This is a genomic window from Rhodoglobus sp. GW821-FHT12B09, assembly GCF_058809925.1.
Genome location: NZ_JBXATB010000009.1, coordinates 55,148 through 72,837, shown reverse-complemented (window position 1 = coordinate 72,837; position 17,690 = coordinate 55,148). Strand labels below are relative to the sequence as shown.

15 protein-coding genes are annotated in these 17,690 nt (G+C 69.5%); 4 read left to right on the top strand and 11 right to left on the bottom strand.

Annotated features, from left to right (window positions below; translation table 11 throughout):
• Window positions 1-12: 12 nt before the first annotated feature.
• The 3 genes from AC1RTC_RS15065 to AC1RTC_RS15055 form a co-directional block, all read right to left on the bottom strand.
• Window positions 13-993, bottom strand: coding sequence for a carbohydrate ABC transporter permease (locus tag AC1RTC_RS15065; protein WP_493157069.1), 981 nt, complete (start codon window positions 991-993; stop codon window positions 13-15).
• The gene (locus tag AC1RTC_RS15060) at window positions 990-2,123 is read right to left on the bottom strand and encodes a carbohydrate ABC transporter permease (RefSeq protein WP_493157068.1); all 1,134 of its coding nucleotides are present in this window, start codon (window positions 2,121-2,123) and stop codon (window positions 990-992) included. The genes AC1RTC_RS15065 and AC1RTC_RS15060 overlap by 4 nt, the downstream gene beginning before the upstream one ends.
• Window positions 2,124-2,220: 97 nt before the next feature.
• Window positions 2,221-3,552 (bottom strand): ABC transporter substrate-binding protein, encoded by a 1,332-nt coding sequence (locus AC1RTC_RS15055; RefSeq protein WP_493157066.1) that lies wholly within the window; start codon window positions 3,550-3,552, stop codon window positions 2,221-2,223.
• 302 nt (window positions 3,553-3,854) lie between these two features.
• Between AC1RTC_RS15055 and AC1RTC_RS15050 the strand changes: the two genes are divergently transcribed.
• Window positions 3,855-4,877 (top strand): LacI family DNA-binding transcriptional regulator, encoded by a 1,023-nt coding sequence (locus AC1RTC_RS15050; RefSeq protein ID WP_493157064.1) that lies wholly within the window; start codon window positions 3,855-3,857, stop codon window positions 4,875-4,877.
• Window positions 4,878-5,060: 183 nt separating this feature from the next.
• Here the strand turns inward: AC1RTC_RS15050 and AC1RTC_RS15045 are convergent, their stop codons facing one another.
• Window positions 5,061-7,100, bottom strand: a complete 2,040-nt coding sequence (locus AC1RTC_RS15045) for a hypothetical protein (RefSeq protein WP_493157062.1) — start codon at window positions 7,098-7,100, stop codon at window positions 5,061-5,063.
• 307 nt (window positions 7,101-7,407) lie between these two features.
• Here AC1RTC_RS15045 and AC1RTC_RS15040 point away from each other — a divergent pair, with 307 nt between their 5' ends.
• Complete coding sequence (locus tag AC1RTC_RS15040) at window positions 7,408-8,967, top strand: helix-turn-helix transcriptional regulator (RefSeq protein WP_493157060.1); 1,560 nt, start codon at window positions 7,408-7,410, stop codon at window positions 8,965-8,967.
• 281 nt (window positions 8,968-9,248) lie between these two features.
• Here AC1RTC_RS15040 and rplL read toward each other — a convergent pair whose 3' ends face one another.
• The 5 genes from rplL to AC1RTC_RS15015 form a co-directional block, all read right to left on the bottom strand.
• The gene (rplL, locus tag AC1RTC_RS15035; RefSeq protein ID WP_493157059.1) at window positions 9,249-9,638 is read right to left on the bottom strand and encodes a 50S ribosomal protein L7/L12; all 390 of its coding nucleotides are present in this window, start codon (window positions 9,636-9,638) and stop codon (window positions 9,249-9,251) included.
• Window positions 9,639-9,660: 22 nt separating this feature from the next.
• The gene (rplJ, locus tag AC1RTC_RS15030) at window positions 9,661-10,170 is read right to left on the bottom strand and encodes a 50S ribosomal protein L10 (protein WP_493157058.1); all 510 of its coding nucleotides are present in this window, start codon (window positions 10,168-10,170) and stop codon (window positions 9,661-9,663) included.
• A 152-nt stretch (window positions 10,171-10,322) separates the two neighbouring features.
• Window positions 10,323-11,069: a hypothetical protein gene (locus tag AC1RTC_RS15025; protein WP_493157056.1), complete on the bottom strand. Its 747-nt coding sequence runs from the start codon at window positions 11,067-11,069 to the stop codon at window positions 10,323-10,325.
• Window positions 11,070-11,342: 273 nt separating this feature from the next.
• Window positions 11,343-12,794, bottom strand: a complete 1,452-nt coding sequence (locus AC1RTC_RS15020) for a sensor histidine kinase (protein WP_493157054.1) — start codon at window positions 12,792-12,794, stop codon at window positions 11,343-11,345.
• A complete protein-coding gene (locus AC1RTC_RS15015; protein ID WP_493157052.1) occupies window positions 12,791-13,543 on the bottom strand; it encodes a response regulator transcription factor in 753 nt (250 codons plus the stop codon). Before AC1RTC_RS15015 ends, AC1RTC_RS15020 begins: the two co-directional genes overlap by 4 nt.
• A gap of 142 nt (window positions 13,544-13,685) precedes the next feature.
• Between AC1RTC_RS15015 and AC1RTC_RS15010 the strand changes: the two genes are divergently transcribed.
• Together AC1RTC_RS15010 and AC1RTC_RS15005 are read left to right on the top strand one after the other, a co-directional pair.
• Window positions 13,686-15,131 (top strand): ABC transporter permease, encoded by a 1,446-nt coding sequence (locus tag AC1RTC_RS15010; RefSeq protein WP_493157050.1) that lies wholly within the window; start codon window positions 13,686-13,688, stop codon window positions 15,129-15,131.
• Between the two features lie 21 nt (window positions 15,132-15,152).
• Window positions 15,153-15,824, top strand: coding sequence for an ABC transporter ATP-binding protein (locus AC1RTC_RS15005; protein ID WP_493157048.1), 672 nt, complete (start codon window positions 15,153-15,155; stop codon window positions 15,822-15,824).
• On the opposite strand, the gene AC1RTC_RS15000 is transcribed toward AC1RTC_RS15005, so the two are convergent.
• The gene (locus AC1RTC_RS15000) at window positions 15,825-16,928 is read right to left on the bottom strand and encodes a Gfo/Idh/MocA family protein (RefSeq protein ID WP_493157046.1); all 1,104 of its coding nucleotides are present in this window, start codon (window positions 16,926-16,928) and stop codon (window positions 15,825-15,827) included.
• The gene (locus AC1RTC_RS14995) at window positions 16,925-17,677 is read right to left on the bottom strand and encodes a sugar phosphate isomerase/epimerase family protein (RefSeq protein ID WP_493157044.1); all 753 of its coding nucleotides are present in this window, start codon (window positions 17,675-17,677) and stop codon (window positions 16,925-16,927) included. Before AC1RTC_RS14995 ends, AC1RTC_RS15000 begins: the two co-directional genes overlap by 4 nt.
• Window positions 17,678-17,690: the final 13 nt, after the last annotated feature.

Sequence of the window (17,690 nt, the reverse complement as noted above, 5' to 3'; positions counted from 1 at the left end):
CTGGCTGGCTAGCTAGCCCTTCGTGGAACCCGCGAGCAGGCCGCGGACGAAGAACCGCTGCAGCGCGAAGAACACGATGAGCGGAACGATCATGGCCACGAAGGCACCGGCCGTGAGCAGGTACCAGTCCTGGCCGCGGTTGCCGGTGATCTCGCGCAGCACCTTCGTGATCGGCCCGACTGCGCCGTCCGCGAAGACGAGGGCGACGAGCAGGTCGTTCCACACCCAGAGGAACTGGAAGATCGCGAAGGACGCGATCGCGGGCATGGCCAGCGGCAGCACGATGCGGAAGAAGGTCTGGCCGTGGCCGGCACCGTCCACCCTGGCCGCCTCGATCAGCTCGTGGGGGATCTCGCTGATGAAGTTGTGCAGCAGGAAGATCGCGAGCGGCAGGGCGAAGATCGTGTGCGCGATCCAGATCTGGCCGTACGAGTTGCCGCCCGCGCCGAGGCCGTCGAAGATCTCGACGCCGCCGATCTTGAGCCCGCGGGAGAACAGGCTCAGCAGCGGCACGAGCGCCATCTGGATCGGGACCACCTGCAGCGCGAACACCCCGATGAAGAGGATGTTGCGCCCCTTGAACGGGATCCACGCGAAGGCGTAGGCCGCCAGGGAGGCGATCACGAGCGGGAAGATCGACGCGGGGATGGTGATGGCGATCGAGTTGATGAACGCCTGACCCAGGCTGACGGTCGTCGCCTCGCCGCCGAGCACCGCCTGGTAGTTGCTGATCGTGAACCCGGGGTTGGCGAAGATGGTCCACCAGCCGCTCGTGTTGATCAGCTCCGGCGGGCGGAACGAGGTGATGAGCAGGCCGAGGGTGGGCGTGGTCCACAGGATCGCGATGATGATCGCGGCCGTCGTGGCGCCCTTGCTCGTGAGCTTGTTCTTGGTGTTGCGCACGAGCGAGCGCTCGAGGGCCTTCTCGCCACGGGCGAGCTGCTTCTTGGTCTTGACGTCGATCGGCAGGTCGATCGGGGTGACGGCGCTCATCGGATCTCCTTCTGGAGGCGCATCTGGCGGACGTTGAAGATGATGATCGGCAGCACGAGGATGAACAGGATCACGGCGAAGGCCGAGGCACGGCCCTCCTCGAGCTTCTGCGCGTACACCGCGTTGGCGAGGACGTTCGTGCCGTTGGCGCCGCCGGTCATGGTCTGGACTATGTCGAAGACCTTGAGCGAGGCTATGGAGATCGTCGTCAGCACCACGATGAGCGAGCTGCGGATTCCCGGAACTGTGACGTTGGTGAAGCGCTGCCACGCATTCGTACCATCCAGCTGCGCGGCCTCCATCTGCTCCGCTGGCACGCCCTTGATCGCCGCCGAGAGCACCACCATGGCGAATCCGGTCTGGACCCAGATGAGGATGACCATGAGGAAGAGGTTGTTCCAGGGCGCCACGTTGATGAAGTCGACAGGTTGCCCTCCGAAGAAGGTGATGATGCCGTTGAGCAAGCCGATCTGCGGCTCCCCAGCCTGGTTCGCGTCGTAGACGAACTTCCAGATGATGGAGGCGCCCACGAACGAGATGGCCATCGGCATGAAGACCAGCGCCTTCAGCAGCTTCTCACCGCGTGCCTTGTCGACGAACACCGCGTACGCGAGGCCGGCGATCGTCGAGAACGCGGGGACGACGAGCACCCAGATGACGGTGTTGAGGATCGCGACCCGGTTGCTCTCCTGCCCGAACACGAACATGAAGTTGTCGAAGCCCACGAACCGGGAGCCGCGCGAGTTCATGAACGCCTTGAAGAAGGTGGCGATGGTCGGGTACACGAGGCCGATGAGCAGCAGCACGACTGCGGGGCTCAGGAAGCCGATGAGCTGGAACAGGTAGCCCGCCCCCTGCTTCGACCGGTAGTCGAGCAGGAAGAACAGGGCGCCGAGCACGGCCGCCGCGATGGCCGCCGCCCAGATCGACCCGAGGGCGAAGAAGATGGCCACCGGTGCGAGCACGCAGACCAGCAGCCGGATGACAGTGTAGAGGCGTCCGCTACGAGGAGCTATCTCGATGAAGAAGATCAGAAGGCCGGCCACCGCGACGAACGCGATGAGCACGAGCGGGATCTGCGCGAACGGGGGAAGCGTGGCGAGCCATTTCAGGAACCCTGACATGGACATCCTTTCGAGTACGACGGTGGACTCGGAGCATTTTCGAGACTAGGGGGAAGAGAGGGCCGGCGGAAGATCTCCGCCGGCCCTCACTGCTACTGCTGTACTACTCGGACGGCCAGGTGGCGTCGATCTCGCTGAGAACGTCGTCCGTGGACTTGCCGTTGATCCAGTCGACCATGCCGGTCCAGAAGGAGCCGGAACCGACCACGCCGGGCATCAGGTCAGATGCGTCGAAGCGGAAGGTGGTCTTCGGGTCCTGCAGCACCTTGATGGCCTGCTGCAGGATGGGGCTGGAGGCGCTGGCCGGGTCGAGGCCCTTGTTGGCCGAGATCACGCCGCCGAGCTTGACGCGGCTGTTGGCCCAGTCTGCGCTCGAGAGGTACTCCTGCACCTTGATGGTGTCGGCGTCGTTCGAGAAGGCGGCGACGATCTCGCCACCACCCGTGACGGCGGGGGCACCGGCGGTCTCACCCGGGAGGATGAAGGCCCAGATGTCGGCGTCCGGGCCGACCGTGGCGTTGCCGTTGGCCGGGTCCTGGATGAAGCCGTCGTAGAACGAGGCCTGGTGGTGCAGCGCGCACGATCCGTCGCCGAGGGCGCGGGCCGGGTCACCGAACGGCGTGGTGTTGATCGACTTGACGTCGCCGAAGCCCGCGTTCACGTAGTCCGGGTTCAGCAGGATCTCGCCCACCGAGTCGAACGCCGACTTGATGGCCGGGTCGGTGAAGGGGATGTCGTGGCTTACCCACTTGTCGTAGGTCTCCGGGCCGGCCTGGCGCAGGACGAGGTCCTCCACCCAGTCGGTGCCGGGCCAGCCGGTGGCCGCGTCAGAGCCGAAGCCCGCGCACCACGGCGCCTTGCCGGTCTTCTCCTGGATCGTCTTGGTGAGGTCGAGCAGCTCCTGCCACGTGGTGGGAACCTCAACGCCCCACTCCTTGAACTGTGAAGGGGAGTACCAGACGAAGCCCTTGACGCTCGCCATCAGCGGAGCGCCGTACAGCGTGCCGTCGACGGTCGCGTAGCCGGCCCAGTCCTTCGACCAGTTGTCGGCGACGTTCTTGGCGACGCCCTCGGGCGCCGGCTGGATCAGGTCGCGCGACGCGAGGTCGCCCATGAGGCCGGGCTGCGGGAAGATCGCGAGGTCAGGAGCGGTACCGCCCTGAGCCCGCGTGCTGATCTGAGCCTCGAACTCCTTGGTGCCTTCGTACTGGATGTCGATGTTGTTGGCCTTCTCCCAGTCCGCCCAGGACTGCTCGAGGAGTTTGGCCTCGGTGTCCTGGATGGTGCCGGTGATGGTCACGACGCCATCGGCCTCGCCCGCATCCCCTGGGCCTGAGCCGCCGCCGGCGTCGCCCGAGCAGCCCGCGAGTGCGAGCCCTGCGACGGCGAGTACGGCCAGTGGTGCTGCGAATCGGCGGTGCACTGTGAAACTCATACTTTCCTCCTCATTGAGGTCGCCGCGCGGCACGGTCTTCGAGCCACGCGGTTGGTGATTGCAAGGTCGGATACCGCACCGTTTCGGGAACCGGTTCCACGTCACAAGCTAAGGCAACACCACGGCCAATGCAAGCGCTTGGCATGAACTGTTGTCTATCGAGTCCCAGACGTGACCTACTTTGATGGGAGCGCTCCCAAAAAGTCCGCAAGGTGGAGGACACGAGAGTTGTGGAACCGGTTCCACAGCGCTGAGTTCCGAGCTATGCTGTGCACCGTCCACTCATCGGCGAAGGGAGATGCATGAGCGCGCTCAGCGACGTCGCCCGCATCGCCCAAGTCTCCAAGGCCACCGCCTCTCGCGCGCTGAGCGGCAACGGGTACGTCTCCGCCGAGACCCGGGACCGGGTGGTCGCGGCAGCAGCCACTATCGGGTACGTCGTCTCCTCCACCGCGGCGAGCCTCGTGACGGGGCGCACCCGCAACGTCGGCGTGGTCATCCCGCACATCAACCGCTGGTACTTCGGCGACGTGCTCGAGGGAATCGAGTCGGCCCTCATCGCGGCGGGCTACGACCTCACCCTCTACCGGCTGAGCGCGGATGCCGCCGAGCGCCGCCGCGTCTTCGAGTACTTCCTCGTCCGCAAGCGGGTGGACGCCGTCATCGCGGTCGGCATCGAGCTCACGCCGCACGAGGTCGAGCTGCTCGGATCCCTCGCCAAGCCGATCGTCGGCATCGGCGGCCCGATCGCGGGCATCACCACGCTCAGCATCGACGACGTCGCCGCCGCCGCGCTCGTCACCGAGCACCTCATCAGCCTCGGCCACACGAGCATCATGCACTTCGGCGGCGACCAGGGCCGCGAGATGGACTTCCGGGTGCACACGCAGCGGCTGACAGGCTTCACTCGGGCGATGGATGCCGCGGGCCTCCCCGTGGGCGACAACGCGTTCCGGCCGACCGAGCTCTCCATGCCGGGCGGCTACGAGCTCGCCCTCGCCGTGCTCGCCGACCCGCGCACTCGGCCCACGGCGGTCGTCGCCGGGTCGGACGAGGTCGCGATCGGAACCATCGTCGCCGCCCGCCAGCTCGGCATCCACGTGCCGGCGCAGCTGTCGGTGGTCGGCATCGACGGGCACGAGCTCGCGCCGATGTTCGGGCTCACGACACTGGCCCAGGACCCGGGCGCGCAGGGCACCTCCGCGGTGGAGCTGGTCATGGCCGAGCTCGACCAGGAGAGTGCGCCCGAGTCACGAGGCTGGACGCCCTACCCGGTGCGCCTCGAGGTGCGCTCGAGCACGACCGCGCCGCTACAGGCGGGTTGAGTAGAGCGCTCTGGCGCTCGTATCGAAACCGCCGCAGGCGGGTTGAGTAGAGCGCTCTGGCGCTCGTATCGAAACCCGGTCACCACTGGCTTCGATACGCGCCCTAGAGGGCGCCACCCAACCAGCGAAAGTTCGAGAACCCGGCCGGCGGTCCGAAAAGTCCGCCGGCCGAGCCCTCTGGGGTCAGACCTCGCGCGCCCCCGAACGGCGCCGGACGAGGCTGATCCCGACAAGCACGAGACCGAACTGCAGGAACCCGAGTCCCGCCAACGTCGGCGTCATTGTGCTTGCGCCTGTGTATGCGAGCGTGGGCAGATCGCACAGTGTCAGCAGGATGGATCCGGTGGCCGTGAGCGTCTTCGTCGCGTTGGCCACCGTGATGGTGTAGTCACGGCCTACGGGCACGCCGGTGTACTGGAGGGACGCGGTGGGCGTCGCTCCCGTCACCTGCTGGTCGGGCACGCCGGGAACGGGCTGGCCGTCGGCGGTCCGCGTCACCGAGACCGTGTAGGTCTGGCCCGCGATCAGCTTGGCCACGTCGACGGTGATCGTCGAGGTCGTGAAGACCGTGCAGGTGGGCTGCGTGAGGACGAGCTTCGGGTTGCCGGGGCAGTCCGTCAGCGTGATGTCGTTCGCGGCGACCGGCAGGGCAGCTCCCGCCGCGGCCTTCGCGAGCGGAGTCACGTCGGAGACGACGACACGGTACGTGAGACTCGGCTTCAACCCCGTGTAGACGAACACGCCGGGCGTCGCGTCGGTCGGGTCGAAGGTCTGCGAGACCGGCTGGCCCGCGACCGGCAGGCCGTTCTGGGTCAGCACGACCGTGTAGTTGCGGCCCACCGAGAAGTCGGTCACGGTCGCGGTCAGCGAGCCGGAACCGCCGGGCACCGTGCACTGGGTGGCCGTGAGGTCCACCACCTGCTGCGTCGGGCACGGCTTGATGGTCGTCGTTGTCGAGGCGGTGAAGCCGGCGGATGCCGGGTCCGTCGTGTCGGTCACCGTGAGCGTGTACGTTCCGGGCGCCAGGTTGAACAGCGTCGTCGTCCAGGTCGAGGACTTCGTGGGGCTGAGCGTCTCGCTGTAGACGGTGGTCGCGCCGCTCACGATGGTGATCGAGTAGGAGCGGTCCGGCACCAGCTGGGAGATGCTCGACACCATCGAGGCGTCGGAGACTCCGGTGGTCGACGTGCACTGGGTCGGGTCGAGCACGGGCTCCGGCGTGTTCGGGCACGGGAGGAACGAGGCGGGGTTGCTCTCCTTCGAGGCGCCGTCCGCGACATCCGTGACTCTGACCAAGTAGGTGCCCGAGGGCGCCGTCGCGAAGCTGTACGAGAACGTCGCGCCGCTGGCCGTGAAGGGCACCTCGGTCGGTGCGCCGCCCGCGCTGTTGATGAGGGCGAGCACGTAGTCGCGGCCGACCACGAGGCCGGACACCGTCACGCCGAACGCGCCGCTGCCGCCCACCGTCGTGCACTGGCCGATGGTGACCGTGAAGTCCGGCGGCTGCGGGCAGCCGATCGCGTGCACGGTGTCGGAGTCGGAGAGGCCGCTGGTCGTATCCACGAGCACGGCGGTGTAGTCGTAGCCGGGGTCGAGGCCGCTCCACGACGCCGTGGTGGTCTGGATCGCCGCGGGGCCGCTGTCGTAGCCGTTCGTGCCCGTGAGCTGCACCGTGTAGGCGTGCGAGGCGTCGAGCGGGCCGATCACGGCGTTGACCGTGGTGAGGTCGCCGGCGTGGATGCACGTGCTGGCGGTGACGCCGATGTCGGGCGTCGAGCAGCCCGCGGTGGTGTCGGACCAGCTGTAGTCCCACCTGTCGGCATCGTTGGGGTCGTTGTCGTCCGCCGCGTCGATCGTCGCGGTATACGTCCACGCGGCGCTCGGGTCGGGGAACATGAACCACTCGTCGAAGGACTTGCCGAAGGTGCGGTTCTCCACCCGGTCGGAGCCGTCGGGGTTGCCGCCCACGATCGTGACCGTCACCGTGTTCGCGAGGGCCTCGTTGTAGTCCCAGGCCTGCACGTGAACGCCGGTGCAGTCGGCGTTGATGGCCGGGGTGTGCGCCTGTGCGGAGGAGACCGCTGCCACGGCGATGCCGGAGCCGGCGATGAGCGCGAGAGCGAGGCCCGCGGCGACGGCGATGCCGCCTCGCCGGCGGCGGCCGGTCGAGCTGTTGAAGCGCGCAGGGCGCAGCGAACGGAGTCGGGCGAATAAAGGCTGCATCGGGTATGCCGCTTTCGGGTAAGCAACTTCGCGCCACCTGTGAGCCGTCGCGGTAGGGCGCGTCGGTCCAGCGTGAAGCTGATCGGGTATGCCCGCGCGATCGGGGGAGGCGTGAGCAGTCCCCATTATGGGGGGCGCGCTCAACCGCGCGCAACTGAATGCGGCTCCGCATCGGGGGACAAATTTAAATTTTCCGCGGTACACCCCAAACAGGGGTAGGAAAGACTCCGAACCCGTAAAGTCGCCTGCACGGCGTGGAAGGGGGCTCGAGATCCGCGAGCTGTACACCGCAGGCGAGGAGTCGTCGATGGACGGCCTCCTCGCCCTTGCTGCGTCCGACGGTGGGCGCGACGTCCTCCTGCGCGCCCTGCGCATCTCGTGGACGACGCTCGTCGCCATGGAGGGAGCGTCACTCCGCGGCCTTCTGGACGGCCTCGCGCCCGAGCTGTGGGACGGCGATCCGTGGCTCGTCGGCGCCTACGCGGCGACCTGGCGGTCGATCGGCTCGCCCAGTCGCTCCGCGGCTCTCCCCTATTTCGACGCGGCTTTTGCCGGCTTCACGGATGCCACCCCCGTCGCCGCGCGCGTCGGCATCGAGTTGCACTACTCGGCCTCCCTGCGCTCGCTCGGCAGGCTGCGCGAGGCCCTCGACTCTGCCGACCGGGCCGCGGCCCTCGTCTCTCCCGACACGACCATGCCGCTGGCCTGGCGCATCCGGTTCGGCGCGAAGACCGCTCTGCAGCGCGGCATCGCCCTCTACCACCTCGGCGATTTCGACTCGGCGAAGACGGAACTGCGCACGGCGGCCGGGCTCGCCGACGGCAACCTCCTCCGCGCCGAGCGCGTGGAGTGCTACTCCGCGCTCGCGATGCTCGAGTACTCCCTCGGCGAGTTCGAGCTCTCGGCGGGGTACGTTTCGCTTGCGCGCGAGGCATCCGGCGCCGACGCCCTGCTGACCAGCCCGTTCGGTGCCGCCGCCCTCGTTGCGGAGCTGCTGGTCGCGGTGGAGCAGAACCGGCTGGCGGACGCCACGGCACTCGCGCCCGTCGTCGCCGAAGCCGCGGAGCGCTCGGACTGGGAGCCGCTCGGCTACTACGCGCGGGCCGCCATCTCGATCATCAGCGAACGCTACGTGGAGGGGCTGGACCTGCTGCGCCAGTGCCTGCAGTCCTGGCGGAAATGGGACCCGCCGGGGTTCATCGTGACCGTCTCGGAAGGGCTGCGGGCGACCCTGCTCCTGCGGCTCGGCCAGCGCGACATCGCGTGGGACATCCTCGGCGGCCTCGAGCCGACCCAGCACCACGCCAACTGCCCCGGCCGCTTCATCGCCCATCTCCGGTTCGTCACCGGCGATGCGGCGGGCACCCTCGCTGCTCTCGCGGACTGCGTCGCGCTCGGCGACTCGCACTCGAGCCGCACCCTCGTCGACGTGCAGCTGCTGCTGGCCGCCGCGCACTACCGCCTCGGCAACACCGTTCTCGCCGACCTGTCGTTCGACCGCGGGCTCATCCTCGCGGTGCGCAACGGCATGCGCCTGCCGTTCCGGCTGGTGCCCAACGAGGACATGCGCGGGATGCTCGAGCGCGCGTCGCACCGGCCGCAGCCCGGTGCCGTGCACGACCTGATCGCCAATGTCGGCGACTGGGGTACCGACGGCCATGACGACGGGCTCATGCAGCTGAGCCTCCGGGAGCGGGAGATCGTGCGCGCGCTACTGCGCGGCAGCACCGTCAGCGAGATGGCGGACGAGCTGTTCATCTCGGTGAACACGGTCAAATCGCACCTCAAGAGCGTGTACCGGAAGCTGGGAGTGGGCTCCCGTCAGGCGGCGATACAGCGCGCCAGGGAGCTCGGCCTGCAGCTGTAGATCACCCATCGCTCACCCCCCAATCACCCGTTAACTATTTGTCCGCCTTTGGGGGGACTGGTTAGCTATAGCTCGACATACCCGAGTGTAGGCAGCAACCCGTCGCCGAGCTGCCTCTTAGTACGACGATGAGGACCTGATCCCGAGTCGTCGAGGCGGCACAACAAAGGGGCACCCGATTGGTTACCGGGTGCCCCTTTCCCTCTTTGGTGCGCGCCTTGAACCAGAACGCCCCCGGGCTCGCGGGCGAGCATCCGGGGGCGTTGCAGGTGTTGCGGAAGTTACTTGAGGGTAACCGTCGCGCCGGCCTCTTCGAGAACGGCCTTGGCCTTCTCGGCGGTCTCCTTGTTCGCGCCCTCGAGCACGACACCGGGAGCGCCGTCAACGAGTGCCTTCGCCTCGCCGAGACCGAGGCTCGTGAGGGTGCGCACCTCCTTGATGACCTGGATCTTCTTGTCGCCGGCGGCCTCGAGAACGACGTCGAACGAGTCCTTCTCCTCGACCTCTTCGGCAGCGGCGCCACCGCCGGCAGCAGCCGGTCCGGCAACGGCTACGGGGGCGGCGGCGGTGACCTCGAAGGTCTCCTCGAACTTCTTGACGAACTCGCTCAGCTCGATGAGCGTGAGCTCCTTGAACGCCTCGATCAGCTGGTCACTGGTCAGCTTTGCCATGATGTGTCTCCTTTAGAACTTGTTAGTTGGACTGCTTCTCGCGCAGCGCGTCGACCGTGCGAACGGCCTGGGCGAGCGGTGCGTTGAACAGGTATGCGGCGCCGAACAGCGAGGCCTTGGCGGCACCCGCGAACTTCGCGAGCAGCACCTCCCGGGTCTCAAGGTCGGCGAGCTTCGTTACCTCTGCAGCGGAGAGCGGGTTACCGTCGAAGTAACCGCCCTTGACCACGAGCAGAGGGTTTGCCTTGGCAAAGTCACGCAGGCTCTTAGCGACGGTGACAGGGTCACCGTGCACGAACGCGATCGCGGACGGACCCACGAGCTCCTCGTCGAACGACGAGATGCCCGCAGCGTTTGCCGCGATCTTGGTCAGCGTGTTCTTCACCACGGCGTATGTTGCGTTCTCACTGATCGACTGCCGCAGCGTCTTGAGCTGGGCAACGGTGAGTCCGCGATACTCGGTGAGCAGTACAGCGGTCGAGTCGCGGAACAAGCCCGTCAACTCGGCGACTGATGCTTCCTTGTTCGCCATGGTGCTCCCTAATGGTTGGATGTCATGGCCATCGACAACCCGGGGCAATAAAAATGCTCCGGCCTTGGAGGACGGAGCAAAGGAAATCTGCTTCATTCACCTGCGCGGGGTTTACACCTTGCGGATACCAGCGGTCTTTGGCCTCCGTAAGACTAGGTGATCGGGGGATGCCCCGCAACTTCGGCCTCGCCGGCCTCCGCGCTCGCCGCCTTCCGGCGCCGCCACAGCAGCGGCACGAGCAGCGCGAGCGCCACGACGAGGGCGCCGCCGACGATCGTCGCGACGGAGAGCGCCGACCCGAGGTCCGCGGCCTTCTCGGCAGCAGGCTGGGCCGAGGCGGCCGTGATGTCCGACTGGTAGTCCGCGAGCGGTGTCTCGCCCGAGATGCCCGAGGTGCCCACGACGAGCGGGGTCAGCGCGGGCGGCGCGAGCACGAACCAGGCGCCGCGCGGCTCGTCCCCGACGAGCCAGGCGTCCGCGGGGAGATCGGCCAGCCCTTCGGCGAACGCCGGGTCCACCACGAAGTCGGCGAGCTGCGGGCGCACCGTGGCGGGGTTGATCCAGATGACAGCCACCCCGATGGCCTTGCCGCCGACGCTCACCGGGGCCGCCCACTGGTTGACGAGCTCGACCGGCTCGTCGGTAGTCCCGCCCGCGAGCCACTCCGGGCTGAAGGCGAACACACGGGCGACCGCGCCCGTCTCGGTGGTGTCGTCGAACTCGATACCGCCGCCGTCGGCGCCCGGGCCGAAGAAGTCGTCGAGACTCGCGATGAGGCCGTCGGGGGCCGTCACGAAGGCCGCGACCTCCAGCGGCACGGAGCCCTCGGACGCGTGCGCCGGTGCGCCGAGCCCCACGACCAGCGCGGCCGCGGCGAACAGTGCGGCCGGTACTCTCACGGCTCCAGTGTGCCACCCTCCCGGCCTGGCCACGCGTCGGCCGCAGCGCCGCCGGCGCCGCCCGCCCGGCCCCGCCCGCCCGGCCCGCCCACGCCCCGCCCGCCCATGCGGACCTTTTGACGCCATGCGGCGTCCGCGGGGGCAGCACGGTGCCGAAACCTCCGCATGGGCGGGCGGTGTGGCTGCCGGGCCGGGCCGGGGGGCGGGCTGCGGGGGCCGGCAGGGGCCGGGCCGAGACTGCGGGGGCCGGGCGGGGCCGGGGCCCCGGGCGCCTCAGCGGTGCAGCACGACGCGGAACACCGTGCGACCGGGCGCGCTCTCCACCTCGGCGCGGCCGCCGTGCGCCTCGACCACGGCGTTGACGATCGCGAGTCCGAGGCCGGTGCTGCCCGAGGCGCGCGAGCGCGAGCCATCCCCTCGCACGAAGCGCTCGAAGATCGTCGGCACGAGGCCGGGGTCGATGCCGGGGCCCGTGTCCGCGACCTCGATGACGACGTCAGAGCCGCTCGTCGTGAGGGAGGTGGTGACGAGCGTTCCCGCGGGCGTGTGCGTGCTCGCGTTGGCGAGCTGGTTGGCGACGACCTGGTGCAGTTTCGAGGCGTCCCCCTGCACGAGCACGGGCTCGTCCGGCAGGTCAAGCGCCCAGGTGTGGTCGAGCCCGGATGCCCGTGCGTCGCTCACGGCGTCGACAAGCAGCCGCCCGAGGTCGACGTCGAGGGTCTCGAGCGGGTTGTGCTCATCGAGCCGCGCGAGCAGCAGCAGGTCCTCCACGAGGGCGGTCATGCGCACCGATTCGGATTCGACACGGCCGATGGCGTGCACGACGTCCTCGGGCAGATCGTGGTTCCCGCGCCGCGTGAGCTCGGCGTAGCCGCGGATCGATGCCAGCGGCGTGCGCAGCTCGTGGCTCGCGTCCGCGACGAAGGTGCGCACTTTGTTCTCGCTCGCCTGCCGCGCCTCCAGCGCGGAGGCGACGTGCCCGAGCAAGCGGTTCAGGGCGGATCCGACCGCGCCGACCTCAGTGGCGGGGTCGGCGTCCGCCTCCGGAACCCGCACGGCGAGCGCGACCTCGCCCCGGTCGAGCGGCAGCTCGGAGACGCGCGTGGCGGTGGCCGCCACCCGCTCGAGCGGCCGGAGGGCAGCGCGCACTACAAGCACGCCCGCGACCGCCGCCGCGGCGACCCCGAACAGGCCGATGCCCGCGACGAGGGCGCTGAGCTGCAGTACGGTCGCCTGCACATCCGCCAGGGAGAGCCCGATCACGAGGGAGTCGCCGTCGTTCGACGGCTCCTGCACGACGACCCGGTAGGTGCCGAGGCCCTCTCCGAGGTCGGCGTTGTGGGGCATCCCGTCCGCGGGCAGCGCCAGGATGACGGCGAGCTGCGCGGTATCGAGGCTCTCCGCGGTGGCGCCGTCACCGAGAACGGCAGCCTGCGACCCGCCTCCGCCGATAGTGCCGGCGAGCGTGCCGGTCCGCTGGCCCGGGAGGTTCAGAAGGGCGGCAGGGGGCGGGCGGTTGCCCGGGAAGCCCGGCTGGCCCTCGCCCGGGCCGTCGAACGCGTCCTGCGAGCGGCTCGTCGCGGCGAGCAGCTGCGTGTCGAGCCGCGCCACGAGGAAGCCCTGAAGCGCGAGCACGCTCGCCACGCCGATCACCACCGTGACCGCGGCGAGCAGGGCGACGATGCCGAGCACCAGTCGCCTGCGCAGGGTGAGGCGATGGGTCATCCCGCCGGCTTCAGCACGTAGCCGAACCCCCGCACCGTGTGGATCATCGCCGGCCCGAGGGAGTCGATCTTCTTGCGCAGGTAGGAGATGTAGATCTCGACGACGCTCGAGCGGCCGCCGAAGTCGTAGCTCCACACCCGGTCGAGGATCTGCGCCTTGCTCAGCACCCGGCGGGGGTTGCGCATGAGGAAGCGCAGCAGCTCGAACTCGGTCGCGGTCAGCTCGATGATCTGGCCGGCTCGGCGCACCTCGTAGCTGTCCTCGTCGAGGCTGAGGTCGCCGACCTCGATCACCGACTCCTCGGCGGCCGACACGGTGAGGCTCGAGCGCCGGATGAGCGCGCGCAGGCGCGCCACGAGCTCCTCGAGGCTGAACGGCTTGGTGACGTAGTCGTCGCCGCCCACGGTGAGGCCGGCGACACGGTCGTCCACGGAGTCCTTCGCGGTGAGGAACAGGATCGGCACCTGGATGCCGTCGGCCCGCAGTCGCGACAGGACGGTGAGCCCGTCGAGGTCGGGCAGCATGATGTCGAGCACGACCACGTCAGGCCGGAAGTCGCGGATGACGGTGAGCGCCTTCTGGCCGTCCGAGGCGAGGCGCACGTCCCAGCCCTCGTACCGCAGCGCCATCGAGAGCAAGTCGGTCAGCGAGTCCTCGTCGTCGACGACCACCGCGCGCACCGGGCTGCCGTCGGCACGGGTGAGCCTCGGCGGGGCAGACGGGGCCGGAGTGTGCAGCGAATCGGTCATGGTCCTCATTATTCGGAGGTTCCTATGAGCTGTCTGTGAGTGGTGTCCGTTTCGATACAGCATTTCCCCAGCTTCGCCATACGAGGGCCATAGCCGCCGTCCCTAGCTTCACAGGCATCATCAACCCGTCCTGAGGAGTTCCATGTTCGGCACCTATCTCTTACGAGAGCTCACCCACCGGCGAAAGCAGACGGCGATCATCGCCATCGGCATGGCCCTGGCGATCGCTCTCGTCATCATCGTCAACGCGGTCTCCGCGGGCGTCAAGGATGCCCAGTCCGAGGTCTTGGCATCGATCTACGGCGTCGGCACCGACGTGACCGTGACCCAGGCTCCCGAGGCGCCCACCCAGGGCGCGGGCGGCCAGGGCGGCCCGCCCGCGTTCGACTTCGGCGCCGGTGACGGCCAGACCGCCGACGGCTCGACGATCCTGGCGCAGGAGCGGCTCGATGCCGCCCGCGGCACCGCGACCTTCGACGCCAGCACGCTCGACACCGTTCTCGCCGTCGACAACGTCTCCGCCGCGACCGCGACGCTCTCCCTCCAGAACACGAGCTTCAGCGGCGAGACCCCGGACTTCTCCCAGCAGGGTGACGGCAGCCTCCCCGCGGGCCCGCCCGCCGGCGGCCCCGATGGCGCGGGCGGCAGCTCGTTCAACGTCAACTCGTTCACGGTCGAGGGCATCGACGTCGCGGGGCAGGCGGTGGGCCCGCTCACCTCCGCGACTCTCGCCGACGGCCGCACGTTCACGGCGGACGACGCCGGCTCCGACGTGGTGGTGCTCGACTCCGACTACGCCACCAGCGCCGACCTCGCGGTGGGCGGCACGCTGTCGATCGGCGGCACCGACTTCGAGATCATCGGGCTCGTGGCATCCGGGGGCTCCAACTCCTACATCCCGCTCGACGTTGCGCAGTCGCTCTCCGGGCTCGACGGCCAGGTGAGCTCGGTCTACGTGCAGGCCGGCTCGTCGAGCGATATCCCGCAGGTGCAGGCCGACATCGAGACCGCGCTGCCGGATGCCACGGTCAGCACCCAGGCGGACCTCGCCGCGAGTGTCTCCGGGTCGCTCTCGACGGCCTCCGGCCTCGTGTCGAACCTCGGCACCTGGCTGTCGGTCCTCGTGCTGGCGGCTGCCTTCCTGATTGCGATCCTGTTCACGATCTCGGGAGTCACCCGCAGGACCCGCGAGTTCGGCACGCTCAAGGCGATCGGCTGGAGCAACCGCCGGATCGTCGGGCAGGTCGCGGGTGAGAGCCTCGTGCAGGGCGCGATCGGCGGTGTGCTCGGCGTGGCCGTGGGTCTCGTCGGCATCCTCGTCGTCAACCTGATCGCGCCGACCCTGAGCGCTTCGGCGGCTGTCCAGGAGCCCGCGGGCTTCGGCGGCGATCGCCCGGGCGGGTTCGGCGGCCCGGGGCCCCAGACGGCAGCGGCGACCACCGACATCACCCTGCACGCGCCCGTCACGGTGGCGGTGATCCTCCTCGCGGTGGGTCTCGCGATCCTCGGCGGCATCCTCGCCGGAGCCGTGGGCGGGTGGCGCGCCGCGCGCCTGCGCCCGGCCGAAGCACTCCGCAGCGTGGCCTAGAGAAGACGAAGGACGAATCACATGTACGAACTGACGAACGTCACCAAGCGCTACGAGCAGTCGCGGCGCACCATCACGGCGCTCGACAACGTCACGCTGTCCATCCCCGACGGCCAGATGGTCGCCATCCAGGGGCCGACGGGCGGCGGCAAGTCGACGCTGCTGCAGATGCTCGGAGCGCTCGAGCGGCCGTCCAAGGGCTCGGTGATGCTCGGGCCCGCCGAGCTCTCCGCCCTGCCGGACTCGGCGCTCGCGGGCATCCGGGCGCGGGAGGTGGGGTTCGTGTTCCAGGGCTTCAACCTCATCCCGACGCTCAGCGCCCAGGAGAACGTCGAGACGGCGCTCGCCCCGCTCGGGCTGCCGGGCGACCAGCGCCGCGCGCGCGCGGCAGCGGCCCTCGAGAGCGTCGGGCTCGGCGACCGTGCCGGCCACCGCCCCGCGGAGCTCTCGGGCGGCCAGCAGCAGCGCGTGGCGATCGCACGGGCGCTCGTGAAGGAGCCGGACGTGCTCCTTGCCGACGAGCCCACCGGCAGCCTCGACGAGGAGACCCGTGACGAGATCATGGACCTGCTCGAGGGCATCTGGCGCGACCGCGGCCTCACGCTCATCGTGGTCACCCACGACTCGGCTGTGGCGAAGCGGGCCGAGCGGCGCCTGCACATCAAGCAGGGCAAGGTCACCGAGAAGAAGTAGTCAGAGCGTCGGCTCGCGGGGGTCCCAGCCGTCCGGCAGGGCCTCCGCGAGCGGCATCGTGCTCTGCACGTCCACCCACTCGCCGCGCTCGGCGGCCTCGACGGTCGAGACCATCACGTCGAGCACGTGGAACGCCTGCTGGCCGGACGCCCGCTCCACCACTCCCCCGCGGATCGCCCGTGCGAGCTCGACCACGCCCGTGCCCCGGCCGGTGCCGGAGACCGTGCCGATCGTCTCGGCCTCGGCGGCCCCGTCCCGCCACAGCGCCAGGTCGCCGTCGAACGCGTTGGGGTCGGGCAGCACGAGGGTCCCGGCCGTTCCCGCGATCTCGAGGAAGCCCGTGCGGCGGATGCTCGACTGGAAGCTGAACACGGCCTGCGCCGAGGCGCCGCCCTCGAACTCGAGCAGGGCGCTCACGTGCGTGGGAACCTCCACCGGGAACTCCTCGCCCGCGCGCGGCCCGGACCCGATCACGCGGGTGGCCCGCGACGTCGACGCCGTCGCCGAGACCCGCGCGACCGGGCCGAGGCTCTGCACGAGCGCCGTCACGTAGTACGGCCCCATATCGAAGAGCGGGCCCGCGCCCTTCGCGTAGAGGAAGTCGGGTGCGGGATGCCACGACTCCGGCCCCGGCGCCTGGAACAGTGCGAGTGCCGTGAGCGGAGTCCCGATGCCGCCCCCGTCGATGATCCGCTTGGCGGCCTGCAGCCCGGCGCCGAGGAACGTGTCGGGTGCCGTCGCCACCCGGAGCCCCCGCGCGTCCGCCTCCCGGAGCAGGGCGGAGCCGCTCTCGCGATCGAGGGCGAACGGCTTCTCCGACCACACGTTCTTGCCCGCGGCGAGCGCGAGCATCGCGACCTCCACGTGCACGGCGGGAATGGTCAGGTTCACAACGATCTCGATGCCGTCATGGGCGAGCAGCTCCTCGGTGGAGCCGCTGCCCGGAATGCCGTGCTTCTCGGCCTGCGCCCGGGCCCGGTCGAGGTCGAGGTCGGCGACGAAGAGCACCTCGACGTCGGGAAAGGCCGTGAGGTTGTCGAGGTACTGCGCGCTGATGACGCCGGCGCCGATCACTCCGACGCCGACGCGGCCCGACCCGGTCACAGGTGCTCGCCGTGGGCGGTGAGGAACTGCACGCTGCGCGCGAGGGCGTCGAACACGTCGCCGGCGTAGTCGTCGAGCTCGACGACGCGGACGGCGCCGGGCGCCGCGGCGAGGACGTCGAGCACGGGCATCCTGCCGTCGCCCACCGCCACCTGGCCCAGGTCGTCGCGGCTGATGTCGCCGTCCTTCACGTGGATGAACCGCACCCTGTCGCCGAGCCGCGCGAGCAGCTCCGGCGCCGAGGCACCGGCGACCTGCGCCCAGTAGGTGTCGACCTCGAGCACGACCGCGGGGTCGAGGTTGTCGGCGAACGCCTCGAGGGCGGTGGCGCCGTCGAGCGGGCCGAACTCCCACCAGTGGTTGTGGTAGCCGATGGTGATCCCCTCGTCGGCGGCGAGGCGGGCGAGCTGGTTGAACTGGTCGGCGAGCAGCACGACGCTGTCGGAGTCGCCCCACACCTCCGCGCTGACGGCCGGCTCGATGACGGTAGTGATCCCCAGCCGGCGGGCCGCCTGGATCACGGGAACCGGGTCGCGGCCGATCAGCCCCGCGTGCGTGGAGGCCGGTACGAGTCCGAAGCGCGGGAGGAACTCGGCGTAGGTGTCGACATGGTCGACGAGGCCGAAGAGCTCGACCGTGGTGAATCCGAGGCCCGCGAGCCGCTCGAGCGCGACGGCCGGGTCGGCGAGCAGCGCCTCCCGCACGGTGTAGAGCTGGACGGAGAGGGCGGCACTCGCGATGGTCTGCACGCTAACGACTCTA

Bases quoted from the DNA above. Each gene is read 5' to 3' on its own strand.
- AC1RTC_RS15065 (WP_493157069.1), bottom strand. From the start codon at position 993: ATGAGCGCCGTCACCCCGATCGACCTGCCGATCGACGTCAAGACCAAG.
- AC1RTC_RS15060 (WP_493157068.1), bottom strand. From the start codon at position 2,123: ATGTCCATGTCAGGGTTCCTGAAATGGCTCGCCACGCTTCCCCCGTTC.
- AC1RTC_RS15055 (WP_493157066.1), bottom strand. From the start codon at position 3,552: ATGAGTTTCACAGTGCACCGCCGATTCGCAGCACCACTGGCCGTACTC.
- AC1RTC_RS15050 (WP_493157064.1), top strand. From the start codon at position 3,855: ATGAGCGCGCTCAGCGACGTCGCCCGCATCGCCCAAGTCTCCAAGGCC.
- AC1RTC_RS15045 (WP_493157062.1), bottom strand. From the start codon at position 7,100: ATGCAGCCTTTATTCGCCCGACTCCGTTCGCTGCGCCCTGCGCGCTTC.
- AC1RTC_RS15040 (WP_493157060.1), top strand. From the start codon at position 7,408: ATGGACGGCCTCCTCGCCCTTGCTGCGTCCGACGGTGGGCGCGACGTC.
- rplL (WP_493157059.1), bottom strand. From the start codon at position 9,638: ATGGCAAAGCTGACCAGTGACCAGCTGATCGAGGCGTTCAAGGAGCTC.
- rplJ (WP_493157058.1), bottom strand. From the start codon at position 10,170: ATGGCGAACAAGGAAGCATCAGTCGCCGAGTTGACGGGCTTGTTCCGC.
- AC1RTC_RS15020 (WP_493157054.1), bottom strand. From the start codon at position 12,794: ATGACCCATCGCCTCACCCTGCGCAGGCGACTGGTGCTCGGCATCGTC.
- AC1RTC_RS15015 (WP_493157052.1), bottom strand. From the start codon at position 13,543: ATGACCGATTCGCTGCACACTCCGGCCCCGTCTGCCCCGCCGAGGCTC.
- AC1RTC_RS15010 (WP_493157050.1), top strand. From the start codon at position 13,686: ATGTTCGGCACCTATCTCTTACGAGAGCTCACCCACCGGCGAAAGCAG.
- AC1RTC_RS15005 (WP_493157048.1), top strand. From the start codon at position 15,153: ATGTACGAACTGACGAACGTCACCAAGCGCTACGAGCAGTCGCGGCGC.